Source organism: Streptomyces viridochromogenes DSM 40736 (assembly GCF_000158955.1).
In the GTDB taxonomy this organism is placed as follows: Bacteria; Actinomycetota; Actinomycetes; order Streptomycetales; family Streptomycetaceae; genus Streptomyces; species Streptomyces venetus.
Genome location: NZ_GG657757.1, coordinates 7,671,965 through 7,697,580 on the forward strand (window position 1 = coordinate 7,671,965; position 25,616 = coordinate 7,697,580).

A 25,616-nucleotide genomic window follows, 5' to 3' on the forward strand; every position below is an offset into this window, starting at 1 on the left:
CCGAACACCCCATGGGAGGAAGCGCGATGACCACCAGGAAACTGCTTCGCTCCGGTCACGTGATCTCGATGGACCCCGCGGTCGGGGACCTGCCCCAGGGGGACGTCCTCGTCGAGGACGGCAGGATCGCGGCCGTGGAACCGGAGATCGGCGCCGACGCCGAGATCCTGGACATGACCGGCCGCATCGTGATCCCCGGCTTCGTGGACACCCACCGCCACACCTGGGAGGCCCCGATCCGGGGCGTCGCCCCGAACGCCACCCTCGACGACTACTTCGTCGACATCCTCGACACCTTCGCACCCCTGTACACCCCGGAGGACGTCTACGCGGCCAACCTCGCGGGCGCGCTGGAGTGCGTCAACGCCGGCATCACCACGCTCGTGGACTGGTCGCACATCAACAACACCCCCGACCATCCGGACGCCGCGATCCAGGGCCTGGCGGAGTCCGGCATCCGGGCGCAGTACGCGTACGGCAGCGCCAACACCTCCCTCGCCGACTACTGGTTCGAGAGCAAGCTCGTGATGCCGGCCGACGACGTGCGGCGGATCCGCGCGCGGTATTTCGCGTCCGACGACGGCCTGCTGACCATGGGGCTCGCCACGCGCGGACCCGGCTTCTGCGTCAACGACGTCGTCACCGCCGAGTGGGGCCTCGCCCGCGAACTCGGCATCCCGATCACCGTGCACGTGGCCATGGGACGGCTGGCCGGCCGCTTCGGCATGGTCAGGCAACTCCGCGACCTGGGACTCCTCGGGCCGGACACCACCTATGTCCACTCCTGCCACCTCAGCGAGGAGGAGTGGCGGCTGGTCGCCGACAGCGGCGGCACGGTCTCCGTCGCACCACAGGTGGAGCTCCAGATGGGGCACGGCTGGCCGCCCGTGATGCAGGCGATCGAGCACGGTCTGCGGCCGTCGCTCAGCATCGACGTCGTCACCACCGCACCCGGCGACATGTTCACCCAGATCCGCGCGGCCTTCGGCGCCGAGCGCGCCCGGGTCAACGCCGACTGCTGGCAGGCCAACCTGCCCGTCCCGAGCACCATGCTGACAGCACGTCAGATGCTGGAGATCGCCACCGTCAACGGCGCCCACGTCGCCGGCCTGGAGGACCGTACCGGCTCGCTGACGCCCGGGAAGCGCGCGGACATCGTCGCGATCGACGCCACCGCCCTGAACGTCGCGCCCGTGCACGACGCGGCCGCCGCGGTCACCCTGTGCGCGGACGTGTCCGACGTGGACACCGTCCTCGTCGACGGCGTGGTCCACAAGCGCGACGGCAGGATGCTCGCCGACACCGGACGCGCCCTGCGGCTCGTCACGGAGTCCCGCGACCGGCTCGTCGCCGCGAAGGAGGCGAGGGCGGCGACCGCGAAGGGCGAGAAGGCCACGGCATGACGAACCAACTGGTGCGCCGCGCCGCCGACGTGCCCCGAGCCGCCCTACGACGCTCAACGGACACCGGCGGCGGGCCCTGGTCGGTGAGGACGACGGCAGTGTGCACACCGGCTTCGGCCTGTGCGAACTGCGGCCGGACGGCCCGCGTGCCCGCGCATGTGCACTCGTACGAGGAGAGTTTCCACGTCCTCGACGGGGGGCGGTGGGTCCTCGACCTGCCCGAAGGGGCGTACCTGCTGGAGGCGGGGGACTACGGGCTGCTGCCGATCGGCGTCCCGCACGCCTGGCGCGGCGCCGGGGGCACCGGCGGCCGCTGGGCCGACATGCTGGCGCCGGTGCCGAGGGCCCGCTACGGACACGACACCCAGGCGGTGCCGGAGCTGCCCGTTCGCGAACCGGTTCGGATCGACGTCCGCGACCCGCGCACCCGCTCCTTCGGCCACTTCGAGCCCGGCCAGATGGACCCGGCCGGACAGTCCCAGGACCTGCTGGCCGTCACGGCGAGCATGCGCACCGCGCTGATGGTCTACAGCGGCATCACGGTGAAGATGATGGTCGACCGCGACCTGGGCGCGGTCGGCTCGACGATGTTCATGGTGCGGTACGCGTCCGACGGCGTCATCGGCGCGCACGACCACCCCTTCGAGGAGACGTACCTGATCATCGAGGGCGTGGCGGAGGCGACCCTCGACGGTGAGCGGTACCGGCTGGAGCCCGGGGACCTCGCGTGGGCGGGCGCCGGTTGTGTGCATGGGTTCCTCAACGCCGGGCAGGGGCCTTTGCGGTGGCTGGAGACACAGGCGCCGCAGCCGCCGGCACGGCACTCCTACCGGTTCACCAGGGACTGGGACTACCTGCGCCAGGCACTTCGGGAGGGCTCATGAGCAACGTCCTTGTCGTCGGCGGCACGTCGGGGATCGGCCTCGAGTTCGCGCGGACCCGCGCCGGGCGCGGGGACGAGGTCGTCCTCACCAGTCGCGACGCCCACCGCGCCGACACGGTGGCCAAGGAGTTCGGCGCCCGGGGCATCGCCCTGGACCTGACGCGGCCGCTGGAGATCGCGGCGGCCGTGGCCGACGTCGGGCGGGTCGACCATCTGGTGATCGCGGGCGTCTCCCGGGACGACAACAAGGTGACCGAGTACGACATCGGCGCCGCCCTGGACCTGGTCACCCTCAAGCTCGTCGGCTACACCGAGGTCGTGCACGCGCTGCGCCCCCGGCTGCACGACGACAGCGCCGTCGTGTTGTTCGGCGGCCAGGCCAAGGAACGCCCCTACCCGGGCGCGACGACGGTCGCGACGGTCAACGCGGGGGTACGGGGCCTGATGAACTCCCTCGCCGTCGAACTCGCCCCCATCCGGGTCAACACCGTGCATCCCGGTGTCGTCGGCGACAGCCCGTACTGGCAGGCCAAACCGGACAAGGTGCTCGCCACGTTGCGCACCGAGACGCCCACCGGGCGGCTCGCCACGATGGTGGACGTGGTGGACGCGGTGGACTTCCTGCTCCGCAACGGCTCGGTCAACGCCGTCGAACTGACCGTGGACGGAGGGTGGTTGCTGGGCTGACCCGGTTCGTCACCCGGCGCGCCGCAGCGTGTCCTCGGCCACCTCCTTGTCCACCGCGGCCCGTACCAGCGCCGCGGCGAGAACGGCCGGATCGGTGCTCCCGGCCAGGTCGGCAAGGTGCTCCGGGTCCTTCGGCAGATTCAGGCGCTCGGCGCCCTGGAGTGCCTTGGCGTCCAGGTAGGGGGCCGCCTCCGGCCAGACGCCCTGCGCCTCGCGCAGGAAGATGTCGCTACCGGCCGGCCCCATCCCGGGGAAATCCTGGAGCAGATGGCGCAGTTCGCTCACCTTGCCGTCCGCCTCCCGGCGCAGCCGCCGCAGGTCTCCGCCCCACCGATCGGTCAACAGCTCGGCTTCCTCACCGAGTTGGGTCGCGGTGCGCTCGTCGTAGCGCCGGTAGCCGCCCCGGCCGAGCGCGTCGACACGCTCCTGCCAGGAGGCCTCGGCCATGCGGCGCGGATCGCGCAGCCCCGCCTCGTGCAGGGCACGGGCGGTGGCCAGCGCGATCGAGCCGCGGATGCGGGCACTGAGCAGATGGGACAGCACCAGCAGCCGGTACAGCGGCTGCGGGGTGTCCCTCAGCCGGATGCCCGCCTCGTCCGCGAAGGTCCGGCCGTGCGCGCCGACGAGTTCGCGGACGACGCGCTCCCGCCGGTGCACGGCTCAGCCCCTCAGCGGGTCGTGGCCGACGGTCATCAGCCGGCGGCGACGGCGGGTGTCGGCCTCCGTCACCTCGGGCTCCGGCTCGTTCTCCACGTCCACCTGCGAGGTGACCGTGTCCACGACCTTCCGCATCACCCGCAGATCGTCCTCGGTCAGGTCGGTGCGCCGCTTCTGGAGGATGGCCAGGACGTGCTGCCCGGTCTTCGTGCCCGCCTGTTCGGGCAGCGGCTCCGTCTCCTCGTCGGCGTCCCGCATCCGCAGCCAGGCCGCGAGCTCCTGCGAGGTCATGTTCACCACGCGGTGGAAGTCCTCCCACAGCGCGTCGAGTTCGAGGGCGTCGGTCATCGGGTGCCCCTTCCGTACGTACGTGCGCGCCGGTCAGCCTTCGCCGGGGACGTTCTCCGCGTCGAACATCCAGCGCTGCTTCTCCAGCTCGGCGGTGATGCCGATCAGCAGGTCCTGGGTGACCGGGTCGGCCTTCTCGGTCGCGGCGATGCGCTCGCGCAGCCGGCCGACCGCGTCCTGGAGCGAGTCCGCCATCACCCGCACGGCGTCCGAGTCGCGCACCCAGCCCTCCTTGGGGGCGGGCAGGGTGAAGGCCTTGGAGATGGTCTCGGGCCGGCCGTCCGGCGGGACGCCGAGCGCCGCGGATCGCTCCGCCACCGTGTCGGCGAACGTCCGCGAGGCCGAGACCACTTCGTCGAGCTGGAGATGGATCGACCGGAACCGCGGTCCGACGATGTTCCAGTGCGCCTGCTTGCCGATCAGCGACAGTCCGATCAGATCCACCAGGGTGTCCTGGAGTGCCTCACAGGCGACCCGCCGGGCGTCGTCGGGCAGCGTGCTCCTCACAGGCGTCATAGGGCGCTTCTCCTTCCCGCGTCGTTCGTGGTCCGGAGCAGCGCGTCGCGCTCCTCCTCACAGGTCCCGCCCCACACGCCCGAGGTCCGGCCGCTGCTCAGCGCGAAGCTCAGGCACTGGTCGGTCACCGGGCAGCGGGAGCAGATCCGCTTCGCGGCCGAGATGTCCCGCAACGACGGGCCTGTGGTGCCCACGGGGAAGAACAGCTCGGGGTCCTCGTCCACGCAGGCGGCGCTCCGCAACCACTCCATGAACGCGCGGGTGCCCCGGGCTCCCTGGTGCAAACGCGACGTGCGGCGGATCCGGGCCGGTCCCGTGGCGGCGCCGCTGCCTGCGACAACGTCCTCCGTCAGCGCCTGGACCCGCGAAACCTTCCCCGGAGGCGGTCGAGGGGCTATAGTCCAAAACTAGCAGTGCTAATTAATGTGCGGTGTGAGGAGTCCTCTCGTGCGTCCCGTCCACTTCGCGGCCGCCCGCCGCACCCCCATCGGCAAGCTGAGGGGCTCGCTCTCCTCGGTACGGCCCGACGACCTCGCCGCGACCGTCGTCCGCGCCCTCGTCGCCGGCGTGCCCGCCCTGGACCCGGCCCGCGTCGACGACGTCTACTGGGGCGCCGCCAACCAGGCCGGCGAGGACAACCGCAACGTCGCCCGCATGGCCGCGCTGCTCGCCGGCCTCCCCGAGTCCGTGCCCGGCGCCACGGTCAACCGGCTCTGCGCGTCCGGCCTGGAGGCCGTGACGACCGCCGCCCGCACCATCGCCGCCGGCGAGGCCGACATCGTGATCGCGGGCGGCTCCGAGTCCATGAGCCGCGCCCCCTTCGTCCTGCCCCGCCCCGACGAGGCCCTGCCGCACCGCATCGAGACCGCCGACACCCGCCTCGGCTGGCGCCTGGTCAACCCCGCGATGCGGGACCTGCACGGCCTGCTGTCCATGGGCGAGACCGCGGAGGAGGTCGCCGCGCGGTACGGCATCCCGCGCGAACGCCAGGACGACTTCGCTCTGCGCAGCCACCGACAGGCCGCCCTGGCCCGCAAGAACGGCCACTTCGACGACGAACTCCTGCCCGTGGAACGCCCCGACGGGGTCGTCGTCGACACCGACGAGTGCGTCCGCGAGGACACCTCCCTCGAGAAACTGTCCCGGCTGAAGCCGGTGTTCCGGGACGGCGGGCACGGTCACCGCGGGCAACGCCTCCCCGATGAACGACGGCGCCGCCGGCCTCCTCCTGGTCAGCGAGGACGCCCTGAACGAACTGGGCCTGGAGTCTCTGGGCCGCTACGTCGCCGGCGCCTGTGCCGGAGTCCACCCCGACGTCATGGGCATCGGCCCGGTCCCCGCCACCCGCAAGGCGCTCACCCGCGCGGGCTGGAGCATCGGCGACCTGGACGAGGCCGAGTTCAACGAGGCCTTCGCGGCCCAGGCCCTGGCCTGCGTCGACGAACTCGGCATCGACCCCGGCCTCGTCAACCCGAGCGGCGGCGCGATCGCCCTCGGCCACCCCCTGGGCTGCTCCGGCGCCCGCATCCTGACGACGCTGCTCCACCGCATGCGGCGGACCGGGGCCGGGCGAGGGCTGGCGACGATGTGCGTCGGGGTCGGGCAGGGCAGCGCGCTCCTGGTCGAACGGGCCTAGCGCGGGGGGTAGCGCAACCACCAGGCGAGACGGCACCGCACGCCCCGGTTCGTTGCACATAGCATCAGTGTTCGCATGAACACCATGACGCTCTGGCACATCACCGGCTGGGAGTTCGCCGCCCTCGCCTTCGCGGCCCTGCTCGTCGGCTTCTCCAAGACCGCCGTGAGCGGGGCCAACACGGTCAGCCTCGCCGTCTTCGCCGCGGTGCTGCCCGCCCGCGCCTCCACCGGCGTCCTGCTGCCGGTCCTGATCGCCGGGGACCTGCTCGCCGTCGCCACCTACCGCAGGCACGCCCACTGGCCCACGCTGTGGCGGCTGTTCCCGGCGGTCGCCGCGGGCGTCGTCGTCGGCACCGTGTTCCTGATGTGGGCGGACGACGCGATCGTCCGGACCTCGATCGGCGCGATCCTGCTGCTGATGGCCGCGGTGACGGTGTGGCGCAGACGTACCGCGGACGCGGAGCGGGAGCCGGAGTCGGTCACCACCCGGACGGGCCGCCTCAAGGCCCGTTCGTACGGCGTCCTCGGCGGGTTCACCACCATGGTCGCCAACGCGGGCGGCCCGGTGATGTCGATGTACCTGCTCTCCGCGGGCTTCCGCAAGCTCGGCTTCCTCGGCACCTCGGCCTTCTTCTTCCTGATCGTCAACGTCTCCAAGCTGCCCTTCAGCGCCGGGCTCGGCCTGATCGACGCCCGCTCGCTCCTGCTCGACCTGGCGCTCGTGGTGTTCGTGGTGCCCGGCGCGCTGTTCGGCAAATGGGCCGTGCACAGGATCAACCAGCGACGGTTCGAACAGCTGGTCATCGCGGCGACCGTCGTGGGCGGTCTGCAACTACTGCTGCGCTGACCCCCGCAGCAGCCCGGGCAGGTCCGCGAACGAGTCGATGACGTGGTCGGGCGTGCCGTCGGCGGCCCGGAGCGCCTCCGGCTGGAACTTGCCGGTCCGCACGAGGACCCCGGTGACCCCGGCCCGCTGGGCCGCGAGCACGTCGGACTCGACGTCGTCCCCGACCATCACGGCCTCCTCCGCACTGGCGCCCAGCCGGGCGAGCGCCGCCTCGAAGAACGCCCGCGCCGGTTTGCCGGTGACCTCGGCCTCGACCCGGGCGGCCTGCTCCAGGCCGGTCAGGAACGCCCCGGAGTCCAGCCGCAGCCCCTCGGCCGTACGCCAGTACAGGTTGCGGTGCATCGCCACCAGCCGGGCCCCGCGCTGCAGATGCCCGAAGGCCCGGTCCAGCGCCCGGTACCCGAACTCGGGCCCCGCCCCGCCCACGAGCACGACATCCGGCACGGCACCGGAGTCCGCCGCGTCCACGACCGTCACACCCTCCAGGTCCTCAGCGATGTCACCGCTGTTCAGCAGGGCGCACCGGGCCCCGGGGCAGTGCTCGGCGAGATACGCGGCGGTGGCGGCCGGCGCGGTCAGGATGTCCTCGGCGGACACCGGGAACCCCGCGTCGCCGAGCGTCGCCGCGATCGACGCCCGCGTACGGGAGGTGGTGTTCGTGACCAGCAGGACGGCGAGCCCGGCCTCCCGGACCTCCCGCAACGCCTCCACGGCCCCCGGCAGGGGCCGCCAGGACACGGTGAGCACCCCGTCGATGTCGACGAGCACGGCACGCACGGACTCCATGCCTGGACGATAGCCAACCGGAGCCGGTCAGTCGCGGGAGCGCCGGCGCAGCAGGTACGTGTCCATGATCCAGCCCTTGCGCTCGCGGGCCTCGGCGCGCAGCCGCTCGATACGGGGCGCGGCCTCGGCGATCGGGCCGGAGACGAGGATCTCGTCCGGGGTGCCCACGTAGGCGCCCCAGTAGATGTCGATGTCCTCGTGCGCGTACCGCCGGAAGGCCTGGTGGGCGTCGAGCATCACCACCACGTCGTCCACGCCCTCCGGGAAGCCCTCCGCGAGCCGCCGGCCGGTGGTGATCTGCACCGGCCGGGCCACCCGGTTGAGCGCCGTGCGGTGCCGGGCGGCGAGCGCCGAGACGCTGGAGACGCCCGGCACGACGTCGTACTCGAACGCCACCGAGCCCCGCTCCAGCACCTCCTCCAGGATCCCCAGCGTGCTGTCGTACAGCGAGGGATCTCCCCACACCAGGAACGCGCCGGTCTCGTCCTCGCCGAGCTCCTCGCCGATCAGCCGCTCGTAGATGCCGGCCCGGGCGCTGCGCCAGTCCCCGACGGCGGGGGCGTAGGCCGCGCCCACGGCGGTACGGTCACGCTCGGGGTCGCTCGCCTCGACGATCCGGTACGTCCTGTCCGGTACGTGCGTGTCGAGCAGGTCCCGGCGCAGCCCGGTGAGGTCCGCCTTGATCTCGCCCTTGTCCAGGACGAAGAACACGTCCGCGCCGCGCAGCGCCCTGACCGCCTGCAGGGTCAGCTGCTCGGGGTCGCCCGCGCCGATACCGATGACCTGAATCCTTCGCACGCCCCGAGTCTGCCGCACACCGCCGACCGCCCCCACCCCGGCGCCGTCCGGAGTCAGGGACGTGCGTCCGCTCCCCGCAGCCGGGGCGCCCGCGCCCCCGCGTCCACCGGACGGCCGTCCCGCTCCACGTCCCGGGCCAGCTCCCGCGCCCAGGCGGCGACCCGCTCCACGTCGATCCCGTACGGCTGTGCCCGGCCGGAGCCGGACACCCACGCCTCGGCCGCACCCGCGCCGCGCCGCAGCAGCCGGGCCCCGCCCGTGAGGTTGCCGCGGGCGGCGTGCGTCAGCCCCACGGCGAGCTGCGCGAGCCCGCGCCACAGCTCCCGCTCCTCGTCGGGGCCCCGACTTCCAGGCGTCCTCGAAGACCTCGTGCGCGTGGAACGGTTTCCCCTCGTCCAGCAGCCGCTGCGCCTCGGGCACGGTCTCCTTCGGCGCGCGGACGACGCCCTCGGGCTGCCGGGGCACGCCTGCGCGTCGTACGGCAGGGGCCGTCCGAGACCGTCCCGAGGCCGGGCGTTGCGCGCCCGGCCCTCGCCGTCGCGGTCCCGTGCGCCGGCCCGCCTTCCTGTGCTGCCGCTGCTCGTGTTGCCCATACGCCGATTGTCTCGCCCGGGCCGTTTTCGGGGTGGCCAGGGGTGTGGGGTAAAGTGCTGTTCGCGCGATCACGCGGTCCACCGCGGCCGAACGCGCACCGGGACGTGGCGCAGCTTGGTAGCGCACTTGACTGGGGGTCAAGGGGTCGCAGGTTCAAATCCTGTCGTCCCGACTTGCGAAGCGGCAGGTCGGAGGTCATTTCCGTGTGATCGGAAGTGGCCTCTTCGTCGTTCTGGGGCCGGGCCGTCACTGTGACGTAGGCCACCCATGTGCAGCCGCGTCGTGCGGGTTTGGCGTCGCGTCGGCTGGAAAGCGGCTCTGTAGACACCGGACGTGACAATCCGGTGGATAGAGGCCCAAAGCAGAAAGAGGAGGTTCGATGTCCTCGAAGCGACGTCGTAAGAAGAAGGCCCGCCGCAAGAACGGCGCGAACCACGGCAGCCGTCCGCAGTCCTGAGCACGTCCTGCGGGCGCGTCGACGGCTTCGGGGTGGGTGGCAGTTGCCACCCACCTTCGTCATTTCCGGGCCGTGTCCCTCGCTGCCCGCTCCTCCTCACCGGCGGGCAGGGTCGGGTGGCTGTCACTGCTGGAGATCATGGTCACCATCGAGGCGAGCTGTCTGCAGGCCAGTGCGATCTCCTTTTCCGCCTGGGCGCGTTCGCTGACCGCCGCCGCGAGCAGGAGGGCGGTCAGCGAGGCGGAACCGTTGAACGCCTGCAGGGTGATCATGTTGGTGAACAGGTCGTGGCCGGCGAACGGGCCGGCCTTCTGGCCGGCCGCGATGATCGCGAAAGTGGACACGGCGAGGGCGCAGGGCGCGGCCCCGGCCAGCTGGAAGCGGAAGGCCGCCCAGATCAGCAGCGGGAAGCCGAGGAACAGCAGCGGCGTGTTGCTCGTCTCGACGATGCCCACGCAGAGCGTGGCCGCGAGCAGCAGGATCCCCTCAGCCCAACGGGACGGCGGGGCGCCCCTGGGCCATCGTGCCGAGCGGAGGAGGAGCAGGACCGGGGTGACGGCCAGCACGCCCATCGCGTCACCGGTCCACCAGACCGACCACGTCGGCCAGAAGTCGCCGGCGTCCAGCACCCCGGTGAGGACGAGCGTCCCGGTGCCGATCGTGGAACTGACCAACATGCCGGTGAAGGCGCCGAGGAAGATCAGGGCGAGGGCGTCGCGCAGGCGGTTCATCTCGTGACGGAATCCGACACGGCGGAGCAGGGCGTACGAGCAGAGCGGTGCGAGCGTGTTGCCCGCCGCGATGGCGAGGACGGACAGGACCGACGGCCCCAGCCAGACGTTGGTCAGGAAAGCGCCGATCGCGATCCCGGGCCAGACCCGCCGCCCGAGCAGGAGCAGGCTGGCCAGCGCGATACCGCTCGGCGGCCACAGCGGCGTGACCTGGCCACGCACCAGCTGCTGGAGCAGTCCGAGCTCGGCCGAGCCGTAGTACAGCGCGGCGACGGCGCAGATCTCCAGGGCGACCAAGCCGTGGCGCCGGGGCCAGGTGTGCCACGCGACAGTCATCGGGGACCTCCCCGTCGGCATCCCCTCGACCATCATCCACCGGATCCAGCGGAACCTCCACGCCACCGTCCTCGGGCGGAGGGGCCTCAGGGGGGCGGGGTGCGCAGGGCGAGGACGGCCATGTCGTCGTGGCCGTCGCTCGGGTGGTGATCGGCCAGTGCCCGCACGAACTCGGGCACGGGCCGGGCCGCGTGGGCGGTGGCGAGATCGGCGAGCGCGTCCAGGCTCTCGTCGATGGGGTGGGCGGGATGCTCGACCAGCCCGTCGGTGAAGAAGACCACGGTGGAGCCGGGGGCGAGGAACCGGGAGTGGTCGGGCCGGGGTTCCTCGAGGTCGACCCCGAGCGGCAGCCCGGGCTCGGCCAGCAGATACTCCGCCGGGCCCCCAGGGGGGATCAGCAGGGGCGGCACGTGGCCCGCCGTACTCCAGTGGATGCGCCAGCCCGGTTCCTCCGGTTCGATGCGGGCCAGGGCGGTGGTGGTGACCGGGTTGGTGGTGATGGCCTGGAGCGTGCGGTCGAGCCGGGCCAGGAGCGCACCGGGGGTGCTGCCCCGGTCGAACAGCAGGGCCCGCAGCATGTTGCGGGTTGAGGCCATGGCGGCCGCGGCCTTCAGATCGTGGCCGACCACGTCACCGATGACGACCGCCACCACGTCGCCGGACAGGGGGATCGCGTCGTACCAGTCCCCGCCGAGTTTGCTGGGCTCGGCCGCCGGCCGGTAGATCGCCGCCGCGCTGAAGGGCCGCAGGTCCGGCAGCGCGGGCAGGAGGAGCCGCTGGAACTGCTCCGCTCCGACCCGGACCTGCTCGAACAGGCGGACGTTCTCGATGGCGATGCCGGCGGCGCTGGCCAGGGCCGTGACGACGTTCTCGTCGTGGATGTCGAAGGGCTGTCCGTCGCGCCGCTCGGAGAGGTACAGGTCGCCGTAGATCTCGCCGCGGACGCTGATGGCGACACCGAGCAGCGTGCGCAGACGCGGATGCCCGGACGGGAAGCCGGCGGAAGCCGGGTGGGCTTCGATGTCGTCGATCCGGTGGGGTTCGGGATGGCTGATCAGATGCCCGAGAACGCCCAGGCCGCGCGGCAGGTCGGTCCCGGCCAGGTCGGTGCGCTCCTGCTCGGAGAGACCGGCCGTGATGAACTCCTCCAGCTGCTCGCCCGACTCGTTGAGCACCCCCAGCGCCCCGTAACGGGCGCCTACGAGATCCATGGCCGTGGTCACGATGCGGTGCAGCACCGCGGTCAGCTCCACCTCACGGCTGATGGCCACGACCGCGTCGAGCAGACCCTGCATCCGGTCCATGGTTTCGAGGAGGGCCCGCAACTGCTCGTCGATCCGGCCCAGCTCCGTACGCAGGCGCACGTGCAGGTCAGGCAGCTGCGGCTGCCTCGGCTGCTGCCCTCGCCTCGCTCCTGCCATCACGAGCGCCTCGTGGCCTGGTGTCACGCCGCCTTGGCGGGCTCTCTCACCTGGTACAGCTTAGTGCGCGCCGAGATCGTGGGACCGTGGAGGGACCGGACATCCGGACCTCCTGAAGGAGCAACGGCCATGACCATCCGTCCCGCTCACCCCGGCGCCCGGTCGATCAGGACAACCCCGGAAGGCCTCATGTGGGAGCCCAGCGAGCGCTGGGTGCGCGGCCGCAAGGGCGACGTCACCGTCGTCGACAGCCGGCGCCCGGTCCTCGTCTGGGAACCCCACCTGCCCGTGCCGCAGTACGTCTTCCCGGACGCGGACGTCCGCACCGATCTGCTCCGCCCGGCGAAGAACCCGCCCACCGGCACCCACACCGGCTCCCGCACCTTCTACGACCTCGACGCCGACGGCGAGGTGCGCGCCAACGCGGCCTTTCGGTTCCCCGCCGACGACCTGGCCGGCCACCTCGCCTTCGAGTGGTTCCCGCGCACCGACACGGGCCTCGACCACTGGTACGAGGAGGACGAGGAGATCTTCATCCACCCCCGTGACCCGCACAAACGCGTGGACGCGCTGCCGAGCAGCCGCCATGTGCGGGTCGAGATCGACGGGCGGCTCGTCGCGGACACCCACGCCCCCGTCCTGCTCTTCGAGACCTCGCTGCCGACCCGCTACTACATCCCCCGCGAGGACGTCCGCCTCGACTTCTTCGACGCCACCGACCACAGCACCGGCTGCCCCTACAAGGGCACCGCCGAGTACTGGTCCTGGCGCGGCGAGGGCGATGTGCCGCCCAACATCGTCTGGAGCTACCCCGACCCGCTGCCCGCGGTGGCGGCGGTCCAGGGGCGCCTCGCCTTCTTCAACGAGGTCGTGGACATCACACTGGACGGCGAGCGCCTGGAACGCCCCGCCACACCCTTCAGCCGGATGCTGCGCACGAGGTGACCGGCCCCCTCACGGCCTCACCAGCAACTGGAAGTCGAAGGTGTAGCGCGAGGCCCGGTAGATGTGCGTGCCGTACTCGACCGGGCGCCCGGTGTCGTCGTACGCGGTGCGCTGCATGGTGAGCAGCGCCGCGCCCTCCTGCTCGTCCAGGCGCGCGGCCTCCTGCGCGTCGGCCGCGCGGGCGCCGACGGTCTGGCGGGCGCTGTGCAGGGTGATGCCCGCCGCCCGCATCATCCGGTACAGGCCCGTCGACTCCAGACGGGCGCTGTCGAGGCCCAGCAGGGCGGGCGGCAGGTAGTTGCACAGCAGGGCGACGGGCTGACCGTGCGTGCTGCGCAGCCGTTCCAGGAAGGCGACCTCGCTGCCCTCCGCGACACCGAGGGCGGCGGCCACGTCGCAGGACGCCGGGACCACCTCGTGGCGCACGACCTGCGTGGTCGGCCCCTGCCCGGCCGCCTCCAGGTCGTCGTACAGGCTGCTCAGTTCCAGCGGTCGTTTCACCTGGCTGTGCACCACCTGTGTGCCCACCCCGCGCCGCCGGACCAGCAGCCCCTTGTCGACGAGGGACTGGATGGCCTGGCGGACCGTGGGGCGGGAGAGGCCGAGGCGCACGGAGAGGTCGACCTCGTTGCCGAGGAGGTTGCCCGGCGCCAGGGCCCCGTGCTCGATCGCCGCCTCCAGCTGCTGCGCGAGCTGGTGGTACAGCGGCACGGGACTGCCCCGGTCCAGGGCGAAGTCCAGCGAACTGAGTGCGGCAGCGGGCGCGGTGCGCGCCCGGTCACCGGTCTTCGCCATGGCCGAACCCCCCTACGGGTGTCAGGAGTTGCTCGGGAAACCGAGATTGATGCCGCCGTCGGACGGGTCCGGCCAGCGGGTGGTGACGACCTTGCCCTGGGTGTAGAAGGCGATGCCGTCGTTGCCGTAGATGTGCAGGTCGCCGAAGAGCGAGTCCTTCCAGCCGCCGAAGGAGTGGTAGCCCACGGGGACCGGGATCGGCACGTTGACGCCGACCATGCCCGCCTTGACCTCCAGCTGGAACCGGCGGGCGGCGCCGCCGTCCCGGGTGAAGATCGCGGTGCCGTTGCCCCAGCGGGAGTCGTTGATCAGCTTGATGGCCTCTTCGTACGTCTCCGCGCGCACCACGCACAGCACCGGGCCGAAGATCTCGTCCCGGTAGGCGTCCGCCGTCAGCGGCACCCGGTCCAGCAGGCAGACGCCGAGGAAGAAGCCGTCCTCGTGGCCCTCGACCGAGTAGCCGGTGCCGTCGACGACGACCTCGGCGCCCTGCTCGGCCGCGCTCGCCACGTAGGAGGCCACCTTGTCGCGGTGCTCACGGGTGATCAGCGGGCCCATCTCGCTCGCCGGGTCGTTGCCGGGGCCGATCCTGAGGTTCTTCGCCCGCTCGGTGATCCTGCCGACCAGCTCGTCACCGATGTCACCGACCGCGACCACGACCGACACGGCCATGCAGCGCTCGCCCGCCGAGCCGTACGCCGCGTTGATCGCCTGGTCGGCGGCGAGGTCCAGGTCCGCGTCGGGCAGGACGAGCATGTGGTTCTTGGCACCGCCCAGTGCCTGCACCCGCTTGCCGTGCTCGACGGCCTTCAGCTGGATGTACTTGGCGATCGGGGTGGAGCCGACGAAGGAGACCGCCTCGATGTCCGGGTGCTCCAGGATGCGGTCCACGGCCGTCTTGTCGCCCTGCACGATGTTGAGGACGCCCTCCGGCAGACCGGCCTCGGTGGCCAGTTCGGCGAGCTTGAGCGACGCCGACGGGTCCTTCTCGCTCGGCTTGAGGACGAAGGTGTTGCCGCAGGCGATGGCCAGCGGGAACATCCACATCGGCACCATCGCCGGGAAGTTGAACGGCGTGATGCCGGCGACCACACCCAGCGGCTGCCGGATCGAGGCCACGTCGACCCGGGTGGAGACCTGGGTGGACAGCTCGCCCTTGAGCTGGACGGAGATCCCGCAGGCGAGCTCCACGATCTCCATGCCGCGCGCGACCTCGCCGAGCGCGTCGGAGTGCACCTTGCCGTGCTCGGCGGTGATCAGCTCGGCGATCTCGTCGCGGTGGGCGTCCAGCAGCTCGCGGTACTTGAACAGGATGGCCGTGCGCTTGGCCAGGGAGGACTCGCCCCAGGACTCGAAGGCGGCCCTGGCGGAGGCGACCGCGGCGTCCACCTCGTCGACGCTCGCGAACGCGACCTGCTTCTCCTGGGCGCCGGTGGCCGGGTCGTAGACGGGGCCGAAGCGGCCCGAGGTGCCCTCGACGGGCTTGCCGTCGATCCAGTGGGTGATGGTCTTCATGGTGCGCAAGGGCCTTTCGTGGAGCCTGAGTTCGGTGGGGGAGTGCGGCGGGGATTCAGAGGTGGCGGCGGCGGTCCGCCACCTGGCGGTCGTAGCGCTCGCGGGCCTCGACGGCGGCCTCCCGGGAGGCGGTCTCGGCCACGGGCACGTCCCACCAGGCCTCGGCCGGGGGAGCGGTGGGCGCCGGGTCGGTCTCGACGTACACGCACGTCGGACGCTCGGAGGAGCGGGCCGCGGCCAGCGCCTCGCGCAGCTCGCGCACGGTCTTGGCGCGCAGCACGTCCATGCCCAGGCTGGCGGCGTTGGCGGCGAGGTCCACGGGCAGCGGGGCGCCCGTGAAGGTGCCGTCGGCGGCCCGGAAGCGGTAGGCGGTGCCGAACCGCTCACCGCCGGTCTCCTCCGACAGACCGCCGATGGAGGCGTAGCCGTGGTTCTGGATGAGGACGATGTTGACGGGCAGGCCCTCCTGGACCGCTGTGACGATCTCCGTCGGCATCATCAGGTAGGTGCCGTCACCGACCAGCGCCCACACCGGTGTGCCGGGAGCGGCCTGCTGGACGCCGATGCCGGCCGGGATCTCGTAGCCCATGCAGGAGTAGCCGTACTCCAGGTGGTACTGGCGCGGGCTGCGGGAGCGCCACAGCTTGTGCAGGTCGCCGGGGAGTGAGCCGGCCGCGTTGATCACCACGTCGTCGTCGCCGACGGCGGCGTCCAGCGCGCCGAGCACCTGGGTCTGGGTCGGGACCGCGTTCTCGTCGCCGGCGCGGTACGCGGCCTCGACGACCTCGTCCCAGCGCTCCTTGCCCCTCCGGTACTCCGCCTCGTACTCCGTGCCGACTCGGTGACCGGAGAGCTGCTCCAGCAGCTTCTCGAGACCGGACCGCGCGTCGCACACCAGCGTGCGGGCGGCCAGCTTGTGCGCGTCGAAGCCGGTGATGTTGAGGTTGAGGAACCGTACGTCCGGGTTCTGGAAGAGCGTGCCGGAGGCGGTGGTGAAGTCGGTGTAGCGCGTGCCCACGCCGATCACCAGGTCGGCGGTGCGGGCGAGTTCGTCGCTGACGGCCGTGCCGGTGTGGCCGATGCCGCCGAGGTCGGCGGGGTGGTCGTACCGCAGGGAGCCCTTGCCGGCCTGGGTGGAGGCGACGGGGATGCCGGTGGCCTCCACGAACGCCTTCAGAGCCTCTTCGGCCTCGCTGTGGTGGACGCCGCCGCCCGCCACGATCAGCGGGCGTCCGGCGGACCGGATCGCCTCGACGGCCGCTGTGAGCTCCACCGGGTCCGGCGCCGGACGCCGTACGTACCAGACGCGCTCGGCGAAGAACTCCTCCGGCCAGTCGTACGCCTCCGCCTGCACGTCCTGGGGCAGGGCGAGGGTGACGGCGCCGGTCTCGGCCGGGTCGGCCAGCACGCGCACGGCCTGGAGCGCCGACGGGATCAGCGCCTCGGGGCGGGTGATCCGGTCGAAGTACCGGGACACCGGGCGCAGCGTGTCGTTGACCGACACGTCGGCCTCGACGGGGTGCTCCAGCTGCTGGAGCAGCGGGTCGGGGGCGTGCGAGGCGAAGTAGTCGCCGGGCAGCAGCAGCACCGGCAGCCGATTGATGGTCGCGAGGGCGGCACCCGTGACGAGGTTGGTGGCGCCCGGGCCGATCGAGGTCGTCACCGCCTGCGCGGACAGGCGGTTCAGCTGCCGGGCGTAGCCGACCGCCGCGTGCACCATGGACTGCTCGTTGCGGCCCTGGTGGAACGGCATGGCGGCGCCTGGCCCGATGCCTGCCTCCATCAGGGCCTGGCCGACCCCGGCAACGTTGCCATGGCCGAAGATGCCCCAGGTCCCGGCGATCAGCCGGCGCCGCACGCCGTCCCGCTCGGTGTACTGGGCGGACAGGAACCGCACCAGGGCCTGGGCGGTCGTCAGTCGGCGGGTGCGGGCGTTCATGCGGAGGTCTCCGGGGCGGTGTAGAGGGGGAGCCGGGCATCGACCGGCTGGTCCGGCCAGGTGTCGCGGACCCAGGCGTGGTCGGGGTGGTCGCAGATCAGCCAGGCGCGCTCGGCCTCCGGGCCCGCCATGACGTTCAGGTAGTACATGTGGTGGCCGGGTGTGGCCATCGAGGGCCCGTGCCAGCCGTCCGGGATGAGGACGACGTCGCCGTCGCGGACCTCGGCCAGCACGTCGGTGTCCCGGCCCGGGCCGGACGGGAAGACCCGCTGGTAGCCGAGGCCGGGGATGCCGTCGTGGCCGGCGAACTCGAAGTAGTAGATCTCCTCCAGCACCGACTCCTCGCCCGGCCGGTGCTCGTCGTGCTTGTGCGGCGGGAACGACGACCAGTTGCCGCCCGGGGTGATCACCTCGACCGCGATGAGCTTGTCGCACTCGAACACGCCGGCCGCGCCGAAGTTGTTGACCTGCCGGGAGCAGTTCCCGGTGCCCCGCAGCTCCACGGGCACCTCGGAGGCCGGTCCGTAGCGGGCGGGCAGCCGCCGCGAGCAGCGGGCGCCGGTCAGCGCGAACCGGCCGCCCGCGGCGGACGTCACAGTCGCCCGGGCGTCGCGCGGCACGTACGCGAAGTCGCTGACGCCGCTGAACACATCGGTACGGCCCTGGAGTTCGAAGGTGTCCTGCCCGAAGTCGTCCGCCGCCGTGACCGTGCAGCCGCCGCTCAGCGGGACGACGATCCACTCGCTGCCGTCGGTGTCGAAGGTGTGGGTGCCGCCCGGCGGCAGCTCCAGGATCCGCAGGCTGGAGTGGCTCCAGCCCGCCTTCTCGGGCGTGACGTCGACGGTGTAGGGGCCGCCGAGGGCCTTACCGGCGGGAAGGTGATACGTCATCGTGTGCCTTTCGGATCACAGCGGGTGCCACTCACAGCAGATGCCTTGTGCAACACGGCGGATGCCTCGTGCGTCACAGCAGGCCGACGGCCGTGTCCACGGCCTGTGCCACGCTGCCCTCGGCCGGGTAGAGCAGCGAGCGCCCGACGACCAGGCCCTGGACGGTGGGCAGGCGCAGGGCCTTGCGCCAGCGTTCGTAGGCGCCTTCCTGGTCGTCGCCGACCTCGCCGCCGAGCAGCACCACGGGCAGTGTGGAGGTCTCCAGGACCTCGGCCATGTCGTCCGGGTCGTCGGTGACGGGCAGCTTCAGCCAGGTGTAGGCGGAGGTGCCGCCGAGGCCCGAGGCGATCGCGACGGACCGCGTGACAGCCTCGGCGGACAGGTCGTTGCGGACCTTGCCGTCGACCCGCCGGGAGATGAACGGCTCGACGAACAGGGGCAGTTGCCGGGCCGCCATGGCGTCGATGGCCCGGGCGGTGGACTCCAGGGTGGTCAGCGAACCCGGGTCGTCGTAGTCGATGCGCACCAGGAGCTTGCCCGCGTCGAAGCGGAGCCGGGCGATGTCCTCGGCGCGGTGCCCGGTGAAACGGTCGTCCATCTCGAAGGAGGCCCCGGCGAGTCCGCCGCGGTTCATCGAGCCCATGACGACCTTGTTCTCCAGCACCCCGAGCAGGAGCAGGTCCTCCAGGATGTCGGCGGTGGCGAGCACCCCGTCGACACCTGGCCTCGACAGCGCGACGCACAACCGTTCCAGCAGGTCCGCGCGGTTGGCCATGGCCAGGCGCCGGTCGCCGACCCCGAGGGCGCCGCGCGCCGGGTGGTCGGCGGCCACGATCATCAGCCTGCCGCTGTCGCCGATCAGCGGGCGGCGCACCCGGCGGGCCGCCGCCTCGGCGACGGCCTCGGGGGTGCGGGCTCTGACCGTGGTGAGGTCGGGGATGCCGATGTTCAAGGAAGGCTCCGATTCAGTGGCTCGTGCTCGGCGACGGCACCCCGGCGAGGAGGTCCTCGACCTCGGACTCGGTGGGCATCGCGGAGGAGCAGGCGAGGCGGGAGGCGACGAGGGCGCCGGCGGCGTTGGCGTGGCGCATGGTCTTCTCCAGGTCCCAGCCGGAGAGCAGACCGTGGCAGAGCGAGCCGCCGAAGGCGTCGCCCGCGCCCAGGCCGTTGACCACCTCGACCGGCACCGGCGGCACCTCGGCCCGGGTGCCGTCGCGGTGCACGGCCAGGACGCCCTTGGGGCCCTGCTTGACGACGGCCAGCTCCACGCCCGCCTCCAGCAGCGCGTCGGCGCAGGCCTGCGGCTCGCGCACACCGGTGGCGATCTCGCACTCGTCGAGGTTGCCGACCGCGACGGTGGCATGGCTCAGGGCCTCGCGGTAGTACGGGCGGGCCTCCTCGGGGTCGCGCCAGAACATCGGGCGCCAGTCGAGGTCGAAGACGGTGATGCCCGCCTTGTCGCGGGCCTTGAGGGCGGCGAGCGTGGCGGAGCGGCTCGGCTCCTCGCTCAGGCCGGTGCCGGTGATCCAGAAGATGCGGGCGCCGCGGATCGCGAAGAAGTCCAGCTCGTCGGTGTGTATCTCCAGGTCCGGTGCCTTGGGCCGCCGGTAGAAGTACAGCGGGAAGTCGTCCGGCGGGAAGATCTCGCAGAACGTGATCGGCGTGGGGTGCGCGTCGACCGGGGTGACCCAGCGGTCGTCGACGCCGAAGGACCTCAGCTCCTCGTGCAGGTAGGTGCCGAAGGGGTCGGCGCCGGTCCGGGTGATCACCGCCGTCCGGCGTCCGAGGCGGGCCGTCGCGACCGCCACATTGGCCGCCGAACCTCCCAGGAACTTCCCGAACGTCTCCACTTGGGGCAGCGGGACGCCGGTCTGCAGGGGATACAGGTCGACCCCGATGCGGCCCATCGTGATCAAGTCGAAATACTGGGCTGGCTCGGCCATGCGCGACCTCCTCGGGAAGCTGGGGATGCGGGTCCCGGGGCGCCCTGACACGGTGGGGGGCGTGGATCCATGGACCTGCCGCCTCTCAGATTTAGGTCTCCGAGGGCGGCCCTGTCAAGACTTTGTACTTACATTCGGACCTGCTTGTGAAATGATGTCTTAACAAAGTATTGACAGCAGGCGCGGCAAGGACTTGGATCCCGTGGCATCGCAACAGTGTGTTTGCGGCATCATGATCCGGACTCCGTAAGGCTCCGGGACCACGGATCCTCGTGATCCCCTCCCTTTCCCCCGCAGTACCACAGTGAGGTGCCAGGAAAGATGGACCGCTCTTCTCACCCCCGCTCTCGCAGGATCGCGCCCGTCGTCGCCGTGGCCGCGGCGGCGGCCCTGACCCTCGCCGGCTGCTCCAGCAGTTCCGGGGGCAAGAAGTCCGAGGAAGGCGCAGCGAACGCCTCCGCCGGCAAGGCGACCACGCCGCGCATGACCGTCGCCCTGGTCACCCACCAGGCGCCCGGCGACACCTTCTGGGACACCGTCCGCAAGGGCGCCGAGGCCGCAGCCGCCAAGGACAACATCAAGCTCGTCTACTCCGCCGACCCGAACGCGGGCAACCAGGCCAACCTGGTCCAGAACGCGATCGACCAGAAGGTCGACGGCATCGCCGTCACCCTCGCCAAGCCGGACGCCCTCAAGGGCGTCATAGGCAAGGCCGAGAAGTCCGGCATACCCGTCGTCGGCCTCAACTCCGGCCTGAGCGACTGGAAGAAGCTCAACATGCTGGAGTTCTTCGGCCAGGACGAGTCCGTGGCCGGCGAGGCCTTCGGCAAGAAGCTCAACGAGGTCGGCGCCAAGAAGGTCCTCTGCGTCATGCAGGAGCAGGGCAACGTCGGCCTGACGCAACGCTGCGACGGTGTGGCGAAGACCTTCGAGGGCAAGGTCGACCCGCAGAACGTCAACGGCACCGACATGCCGTCCGTGAAGTCGACGATCACCGCCAAGCTGAAGCAGGACCCGTCCATCGACTACGTCGTCACGCTCGGCGCCCCCTTCGCGCTGACCGCGGTGCAGTCGGTCGGCGACGCCGGCAGCAAGGCGAAGGTCGCCACCTTCGACCTCAACAAGGACCTGATCAAGTCCATCAAGGCCGGCGACATCCAGTTCGCCGTCGACCAGCAGCCCTACCTCCAGGGCTACCTGGCCGTCGACGGCCTGTGGCTCTACAAGAACAACGGCAACTACAGCGGCGGCGGTGAGCAGCCCGTGCTGACCGGCCCGGCCTTCGTCGACAAGTCCAACGTGGACAAGATCGGGGAGTTCGCCGCGAAGGGCACCCGGTGATGAGCATGACCCAGCAGGCCACGCCGGCGGCGGACACACCGCCGGCCCCCGGCCCCAAGCAGTCCGACGGCCGGACGCGGCAGCGCCCGCCGGCACTGCGGCTGCTCGCCCGGCCCGAGGTCGGCGTGTTCCTCGGCGCGGTCGCCGTGCTCGTGTTCTTCCTGTTCGCCGCCCCGCCGGTGCGCGACGGCAGTTCGATGGCGAACATCCTGTACCAGTCGTCGACCATCGGGATCATGGCCCTTCCGGTCGCGCTGCTGATGATCGGCGGCGAGTTCGACCTCTCGGCCGGTGTCGCCGTGGTCACCTCGGCGCTGACCGCGTCGATGCTCAGCTACCAGCTCACGCTGAACGTCTGGGTGGGCGTGATCGTCGCCCTGCTGGTCTCGCTCGGCATCGGCGCCTTCAACGGCTGGCTGCTGGTCAAGACCGGGCTGCCGAGCTTCCTGGTCACCCTCGGCACCTTCCTGATCCTGCAGGGTGTGAACCTCGCGGTGACCAAGCTGGTCACCGGCAACGTCGCCACCGACGACATCAGCGACATGGACGGCTTCACGCAGGCGCAGAAGCTCTTCGCCTCGACCTTCCAGGTCGGCGGGGTCAACGTGAAGATCACCGTGGTGTGGTGGCTGGTTTTCGCGGCCCTGGCCACCTGGGTGCTGCTGCGCACCAAGTACGGCAACTGGATCTTCGCGGTCGGCGGCAACAAGGAGTCGGCGCGGGCCGTCGGTGTCCCGGTGACCTTCACCAAGATCTCCCTGTTCATGCTGGTCGGCTTCGGCGCCTGGTTCGTCGGCATGCACCAGCTGTTCTCCTTCAACACCGTGCAGTCCGGTGAGGGTGTGGGCCAGGAGCTCATCTACATCGCCGCGGCCGTCATCGGCGGCTGTCTGCTCACCGGTGGTTCCGGCAGCGCGATCGGCCCGGTCTTCGGCGCCTTCATGTTCGGCATGGTGCAGCAGGGCATCGTCTACGCCGGCTGGAACCCCGACTGGTTCAAGGCCTTCCTCGGCGTGATGCTCCTCGGCGCCGTCCTCATCAATCTGTGGGTCCAGCGCACGGCGACCCGGAGGTGACCGCAATGACCAGCGAAGCAACCGCCACCGACGAGGCCGCCACCCAGGACGCCGCTCTCGTCGAACTCAAGGGCGCCGGCAAGTCCTACGGCAACATCCGTGCCCTGCACGGGGTGGACCTCACCGTCCATCCCGGCAAGGTGACCTGCGTCCTCGGCGACAACGGCGCCGGCAAGTCCACCCTCATCAAGATCGTCTCCGGGCTGCACCAGCACACCGAGGGCGACTTCCTCGTCGACGGCGCACCGGTGCGCTTCTCCACCCCGCGCGAGGCCCTCGACAAGGGCATCGCCACCGTGTACCAGGACCTCGCGGTCGTCCCGCTGATGCCGGTGTGGCGCAACTTCTTCCTCGGCTCCGAGCTGACCAAGGGCCCCTGGCCCGTCCGCCGTCTCGACATCGAGAAGATGAAGAAGACCGCCGACGAAGAGCTGCGCAACATGGGCATCGTCCTGGACGACATGGAACAGCCCATCGGCACGCTCTCCGGCGGCCAGCGCCAGTGCGTGGCCATCGCCCGCGCCGTCTACTTCGGCGCCCGCGTCCTGATCCTGGACGAGCCCACCGCCGCCCTCGGCGTCAAGCAGTCCGGTGTCGTGCTGAAGTACATCGCCGCCGCCCGCGAGAAGGGCCTCGGCGTCATCTTCATCACCCACAACCCCCACCACGCCTACATGGTCGGCGACCACTTCAGCGTGCTGCGCCTGGGCACCATGGAACTGTCCGCCTCCCGCAGCGAGGTCAGCCTCGAGGAGCTGACCAACCACATGGCCGGCGGTACCGAACTGGCCTCCCTCAAGCACGAGTTGGCGCAGGTACGCGGCGTCGACGTCGAAGAGCTCCCCGAGGCGGGAGACCTCACCGCCCCCGTAGCCTCGTCTTCGGAAGGAAAGTCCTGACATGGCCCTCGCGCTCGACCGTATCCGGGTCGGCTCCGCCCCCGACTCCTGGGGCGTCTGGTTCCCCGACGACCCCCAGCAGGTGCCCTGGGAACGCTTCCTCGACGAGGTCACCGAAGCCGGCTACTCGTGGATCGAACTCGGCCCCTACGGCTACCTGCCGACCGACCCGGCCCGGCTCACCGACGAGGTGACCAAGCGGAACCTGAAGGTCTCCGCCGGCACGATCTTCTGCGGACTGCACCGCGGCCCCTCCGAGTGGGACTCCACCTGGGAGCAGGTCAGCCGGGTCGCCGCCCTCACCCAGGCCATGGACGCGAAGCACCTGGTCGTCATCCCGTCCTTCTGGCGGGACGACAAGACCGCCGAGATCCTGGAGGCGCCGGAGCTCACCACCGAGCAGTGGCGCAACCTCACCACGGGCATGGAGCGTCTCGGCCGTGAGGTGAAGGACAGGTACGGCCTGGACATCGTCGTCCACCCGCACGCCGACACCCACATCGACACCGAGGAGCACGTCGAGCAGTTCCTCGATTCGACGGACTCCGACGCGGTCAACCTCTGCCTGGACACCGGGCACTACGCCTACTGCGGTGGTGACAGCGTCAAGCTGATCGAGACGTACGGCGAGCGCATCGGCTACCTCCACCTCAAGCAGGTCGACCCGGAGATCCTCGCGGACGTGGTGAAGAACGAGGTGCCGTTCGGCCCCGCGGTGGCGCGCGGCGTCATGTGCGAACCGCCCGCCGGTGTCCCGGAGCTGGGCCCGGTCCTGACGGCCGCGCAGAAGCTCGGCGTGGACCTCTTCGCCATCGTCGAGCAGGACATGTACCCCTGCGAGCCGGACAAGCCGCTGCCGATCGCGGTGCGCACCCGCAAGTTCCTTCGGTCCTGCGGCGCCTGACGACCCGAAAGGACGGCCATGACTGAGCGCGCCACCACCCTTGGAGTCGCGGTCATCGGTACCGGAAGGATGGGCGCCGACCATGTGCGCCGCATCCATGAAGTCACCAGCGGAGCACGGGTGACAGCCGTCGTGGACGTCGACGCGGAACGCGCGAAGGCCGTCGCCGCCCGCGTCGACGGCTGCACCGCCTACACCGACCCGGCCGCCGCGATGGCCGCGGCCGACGTCGAGGCCGTCCTGATCGCCTCACCGGGCCCGGCCCACGAAGCCACCCTGCTCGCCGCCTTCGAGCGCGACCTGCCCGTCCTGTGCGAGAAGCCCCTCACCCCCGACGCGGCCTCCGCCCTGCGCGTCCTCGAAGCCGAACTGCGCCTCGGCCACCGCCGTGTCCAGGTCGGCTTCATGCGCCGCTACGACCCCGAGTACGTGAAGCTGAAGGCCCTGCTGACCACCGGCCAGCTGGGCAGGCCGCTGATGGTGCACAACCGGCACCGCAACGCGGCCAGCCCGCCCTTCTTCACCAGCACCATGCTCATCAGCGACTCCGTCGCCCACGAGGCGGACGCGACCCGCTGGCTCCTGGGTCACGAGATCACGGCGGTCACGGTGCTGCGCCCGACCCCGTCCGCCAACGCCCCCGACGGGCTGCGCGATCCGCAGTTCGTCGTCTTCGAGACCGACGGCGGCGCCCTCTCCGACGTGGAGATCTTCGTCAACTGCGGCTTCGGCTACCAGGTCCAGGCCGAGGTGGTCTGCGAGCGCGGCACCGCCCGCATCGGCGACGGCCACGCCCTGGTCACCAACATGGCCGGCCGCTGGGGCGGCACCATCGCCCAGGACTTCACCGAACGCTTCGAGACGGCCTACGACCAGGAGGTCCAGACCTGGGTCGACGCCACCCGCCGAGGCGAGGTCACCGGCCCGAGCGTCTGGGACGGCTACGCCGCGGCGGCGGTGTGCGAGGCCGGGGTCCGGGCGCTGGAGGACGGGGGGCGGGTCGAGGTCGAACTCGTGGAGAGACCCGCGCTGTACGCCTGACCGCTGTGTGCCTGACCGATGTGTGCCTGACCGATGTGTGCGTGAACGCTGTATGCGGGAAAGGGCCCGGGGTCACGCCCCGGGCCCTTTCCGTGTGTGCGTCAGATCCTGGTCCGCGGCCGGGGCTCGAACCCGGGCCGCCCGGTAACAGGCGTCGATCAGTTCCATCGTCGTCACCGCGTCGTCCGGGTCCAGTGGCAGCGGTGCGCCGTCCCGCACCCGGGCG

25 protein-coding genes, 1 tRNA gene and 3 pseudogenes are annotated in these 25,616 nt (G+C 71.4%); 13 read left to right on the forward strand and 16 right to left on the reverse strand.

Going from position 1 to position 25,616, the window contains the following annotated elements:
• The first annotated feature begins 26 nt into the window (after nt 1-26).
• From SSQG_RS33580 to SSQG_RS33590, 3 genes are read left to right on the forward strand one after another with little or no spacing between them, the layout of a single operon-like run.
• Nucleotides 27-1,403, forward strand: a complete 1,377-nt coding sequence (locus SSQG_RS33580) for an amidohydrolase family protein (protein WP_039934187.1) — start codon at nt 27-29, stop codon at nt 1,401-1,403.
• Nucleotides 1,400-2,287: a cupin domain-containing protein gene (locus SSQG_RS38380; protein WP_003994430.1), complete on the forward strand. Its 888-nt coding sequence runs from the start codon at nt 1,400-1,402 to the stop codon at nt 2,285-2,287. The genes SSQG_RS33580 and SSQG_RS38380 overlap by 4 nt, the downstream gene beginning before the upstream one ends.
• Nucleotides 2,284-2,973, forward strand: coding sequence for an SDR family oxidoreductase (locus SSQG_RS33590; protein ID WP_003994431.1), 690 nt, complete (start codon nt 2,284-2,286; stop codon nt 2,971-2,973). The genes SSQG_RS38380 and SSQG_RS33590 overlap by 4 nt, the downstream gene beginning before the upstream one ends.
• Nucleotides 2,974-2,982: 9 nt before the next feature.
• On the opposite strand, the gene SSQG_RS33595 is transcribed toward SSQG_RS33590, so the two are convergent.
• From SSQG_RS33595 to SSQG_RS33610, 4 genes are read right to left on the reverse strand one after another with little or no spacing between them, the layout of a single operon-like run.
• A complete protein-coding gene (locus tag SSQG_RS33595; protein ID WP_003994432.1) occupies nt 2,983-3,630 on the reverse strand; it encodes a hypothetical protein in 648 nt (215 codons plus the stop codon).
• 3 nt (nt 3,631-3,633) lie between these two features.
• Nucleotides 3,634-3,978: a DUF3140 domain-containing protein gene (locus SSQG_RS33600; protein WP_003994433.1), complete on the reverse strand. Its 345-nt coding sequence runs from the start codon at nt 3,976-3,978 to the stop codon at nt 3,634-3,636.
• Between the two features lie 33 nt (nt 3,979-4,011).
• On the reverse strand, nt 4,012-4,494 hold the full coding sequence (locus SSQG_RS33605; protein WP_003994434.1) for a Dps family protein: 483 nt from the start codon (nt 4,492-4,494) through the stop codon (nt 4,012-4,014).
• Complete coding sequence (locus SSQG_RS33610; RefSeq protein ID WP_039934188.1) at nt 4,491-4,745, reverse strand: WhiB family transcriptional regulator; 255 nt, start codon at nt 4,743-4,745, stop codon at nt 4,491-4,493. The genes SSQG_RS33605 and SSQG_RS33610 overlap by 4 nt, the downstream gene beginning before the upstream one ends.
• Nucleotides 4,746-4,941: 196 nt before the next feature.
• On the opposite strand from SSQG_RS33610, the pseudogene SSQG_RS33615 reads away from it, so the two are divergent.
• Together SSQG_RS33615 and SSQG_RS33620 are read left to right on the forward strand one after the other, a co-directional pair.
• Nucleotides 4,942-6,130 (forward strand): annotated as a pseudogene (locus SSQG_RS33615) (thiolase family protein).
• A gap of 75 nt (nt 6,131-6,205) precedes the next feature.
• Nucleotides 6,206-6,979: a sulfite exporter TauE/SafE family protein gene (locus SSQG_RS33620; protein ID WP_003994437.1), complete on the forward strand. Its 774-nt coding sequence runs from the start codon at nt 6,206-6,208 to the stop codon at nt 6,977-6,979.
• Here the strand turns inward: SSQG_RS33620 and SSQG_RS33625 are convergent.
• The 3 genes and pseudogenes from SSQG_RS33625 to SSQG_RS33635 form a co-directional block, all read right to left on the reverse strand.
• Complete coding sequence (locus SSQG_RS33625; RefSeq protein WP_003994438.1) at nt 6,965-7,765, reverse strand: HAD-IIA family hydrolase; 801 nt, start codon at nt 7,763-7,765, stop codon at nt 6,965-6,967. The genes SSQG_RS33620 and SSQG_RS33625 overlap by 15 nt on opposite strands.
• A 27-nt stretch (nt 7,766-7,792) precedes the next feature.
• On the reverse strand, nt 7,793-8,563 hold the full coding sequence (gene cobF, locus SSQG_RS33630; RefSeq protein ID WP_003994439.1) for a precorrin-6A synthase (deacetylating): 771 nt from the start codon (nt 8,561-8,563) through the stop codon (nt 7,793-7,795).
• 53 nt (nt 8,564-8,616) lie between these two features.
• Nucleotides 8,617-9,156: pseudogene (locus SSQG_RS33635) on the reverse strand (DUF309 domain-containing protein).
• Nucleotides 9,157-9,255: 99 nt separating this feature from the next.
• Here SSQG_RS33635 and SSQG_RS33640 point away from each other — a divergent pair.
• Nucleotides 9,256-9,329: transfer RNA gene (locus tag SSQG_RS33640), tRNA-Pro, on the forward strand.
• 207 nt (nt 9,330-9,536) lie between these two features.
• Nucleotides 9,537-9,614, forward strand: coding sequence for a 50S ribosomal protein bL37 (locus SSQG_RS44145; RefSeq protein WP_370443954.1), 78 nt, complete (start codon nt 9,537-9,539; stop codon nt 9,612-9,614).
• Nucleotides 9,615-9,673: 59 nt separating this feature from the next.
• Here the strand turns inward: SSQG_RS44145 and SSQG_RS33645 are convergent, their stop codons facing one another.
• Together SSQG_RS33645 and SSQG_RS33650 are read right to left on the reverse strand one after the other, a co-directional pair.
• Nucleotides 9,674-10,681 (reverse strand): MASE1 domain-containing protein, encoded by a 1,008-nt coding sequence (locus tag SSQG_RS33645; protein ID WP_039934190.1) that lies wholly within the window; start codon nt 10,679-10,681, stop codon nt 9,674-9,676.
• A gap of 86 nt (nt 10,682-10,767) precedes the next feature.
• Nucleotides 10,768-12,045 carry a PP2C family protein-serine/threonine phosphatase gene (locus SSQG_RS33650; RefSeq protein WP_003994442.1) on the reverse strand — a complete coding sequence of 426 codons (1,278 nt, stop codon included), beginning with the start codon at nt 12,043-12,045 and terminating at the stop codon, nt 10,768-10,770.
• A gap of 186 nt (nt 12,046-12,231) precedes the next feature.
• Between SSQG_RS33650 and SSQG_RS33655 the strand changes: the two genes are divergently transcribed.
• Nucleotides 12,232-13,047: a DUF427 domain-containing protein gene (locus tag SSQG_RS33655; RefSeq protein ID WP_003994443.1), complete on the forward strand. Its 816-nt coding sequence runs from the start codon at nt 12,232-12,234 to the stop codon at nt 13,045-13,047.
• Nucleotides 13,048-13,056: 9 nt separating this feature from the next.
• Here the strand turns inward: SSQG_RS33655 and SSQG_RS33660 are convergent, their stop codons facing one another.
• The 6 genes from SSQG_RS33660 to iolC form a co-directional block, all read right to left on the reverse strand.
• Nucleotides 13,057-13,842, reverse strand: a complete 786-nt coding sequence (locus SSQG_RS33660; protein WP_003994444.1) for a GntR family transcriptional regulator — start codon at nt 13,840-13,842, stop codon at nt 13,057-13,059.
• A 21-nt stretch (nt 13,843-13,863) separates the two neighbouring features.
• Nucleotides 13,864-15,357 carry a CoA-acylating methylmalonate-semialdehyde dehydrogenase gene (locus SSQG_RS33665; protein WP_039934191.1) on the reverse strand — a complete coding sequence of 498 codons (1,494 nt, stop codon included), beginning with the start codon at nt 15,355-15,357 and terminating at the stop codon, nt 13,864-13,866.
• 55 nt (nt 15,358-15,412) lie between these two features.
• Nucleotides 15,413-17,296: a 3D-(3,5/4)-trihydroxycyclohexane-1,2-dione acylhydrolase (decyclizing) gene (gene iolD / locus SSQG_RS33670; RefSeq protein WP_003994446.1), complete on the reverse strand. Its 1,884-nt coding sequence runs from the start codon at nt 17,294-17,296 to the stop codon at nt 15,413-15,415.
• Nucleotides 17,293-18,186, reverse strand: coding sequence for a 5-deoxy-glucuronate isomerase (gene iolB, locus SSQG_RS33675; protein WP_003994447.1), 894 nt, complete (start codon nt 18,184-18,186; stop codon nt 17,293-17,295). Before iolB ends, iolD begins: the two co-directional genes overlap by 4 nt.
• Before the next feature lie 73 nt (nt 18,187-18,259).
• Nucleotides 18,260-19,138, reverse strand: a complete 879-nt coding sequence (locus SSQG_RS33680) for a Cgl0159 family (beta/alpha)8-fold protein (RefSeq protein WP_003994448.1) — start codon at nt 19,136-19,138, stop codon at nt 18,260-18,262.
• A gap of 13 nt (nt 19,139-19,151) precedes the next feature.
• Nucleotides 19,152-20,129, reverse strand: coding sequence for a 5-dehydro-2-deoxygluconokinase (iolC, locus tag SSQG_RS33685; RefSeq protein WP_003994449.1), 978 nt, complete (start codon nt 20,127-20,129; stop codon nt 19,152-19,154).
• Nucleotides 20,130-20,450: 321 nt separating this feature from the next.
• On the opposite strand from iolC, the gene SSQG_RS33690 reads away from it, so the two are divergent.
• From SSQG_RS33690 to SSQG_RS33710, 5 genes are read left to right on the forward strand one after another with little or no spacing between them, the layout of a single operon-like run.
• Nucleotides 20,451-21,470, forward strand: a complete 1,020-nt coding sequence (locus SSQG_RS33690; RefSeq protein ID WP_003994450.1) for a sugar ABC transporter substrate-binding protein — start codon at nt 20,451-20,453, stop codon at nt 21,468-21,470.
• Nucleotides 21,470-22,546, forward strand: coding sequence for an ABC transporter permease (locus SSQG_RS33695; protein ID WP_003994451.1), 1,077 nt, complete (start codon nt 21,470-21,472; stop codon nt 22,544-22,546). Before SSQG_RS33690 ends, SSQG_RS33695 begins: the two co-directional genes overlap by 1 nt.
• 5 nt (nt 22,547-22,551) lie before the next feature.
• A complete protein-coding gene (locus SSQG_RS33700) occupies nt 22,552-23,445 on the forward strand; it encodes an ATP-binding cassette domain-containing protein (RefSeq protein ID WP_039934193.1) in 894 nt (297 codons plus the stop codon).
• Nucleotide 23,446: 1 nt separating this feature from the next.
• Nucleotides 23,447-24,349 carry a sugar phosphate isomerase/epimerase family protein gene (locus SSQG_RS33705; RefSeq protein WP_003994453.1) on the forward strand — a complete coding sequence of 301 codons (903 nt, stop codon included), beginning with the start codon at nt 23,447-23,449 and terminating at the stop codon, nt 24,347-24,349.
• A gap of 18 nt (nt 24,350-24,367) precedes the next feature.
• Entirely contained in the window at nt 24,368-25,390 is a 1,023-nt protein-coding gene (locus SSQG_RS33710) for a Gfo/Idh/MocA family protein (RefSeq protein ID WP_003994454.1), read from the forward strand.
• A 101-nt stretch (nt 25,391-25,491) separates the two neighbouring features.
• Here the strand turns inward: SSQG_RS33710 and SSQG_RS44150 are convergent.
• Nucleotides 25,492-25,616, reverse strand: a pseudogene (locus SSQG_RS44150) (Gfo/Idh/MocA family protein); the annotation flags it as partial.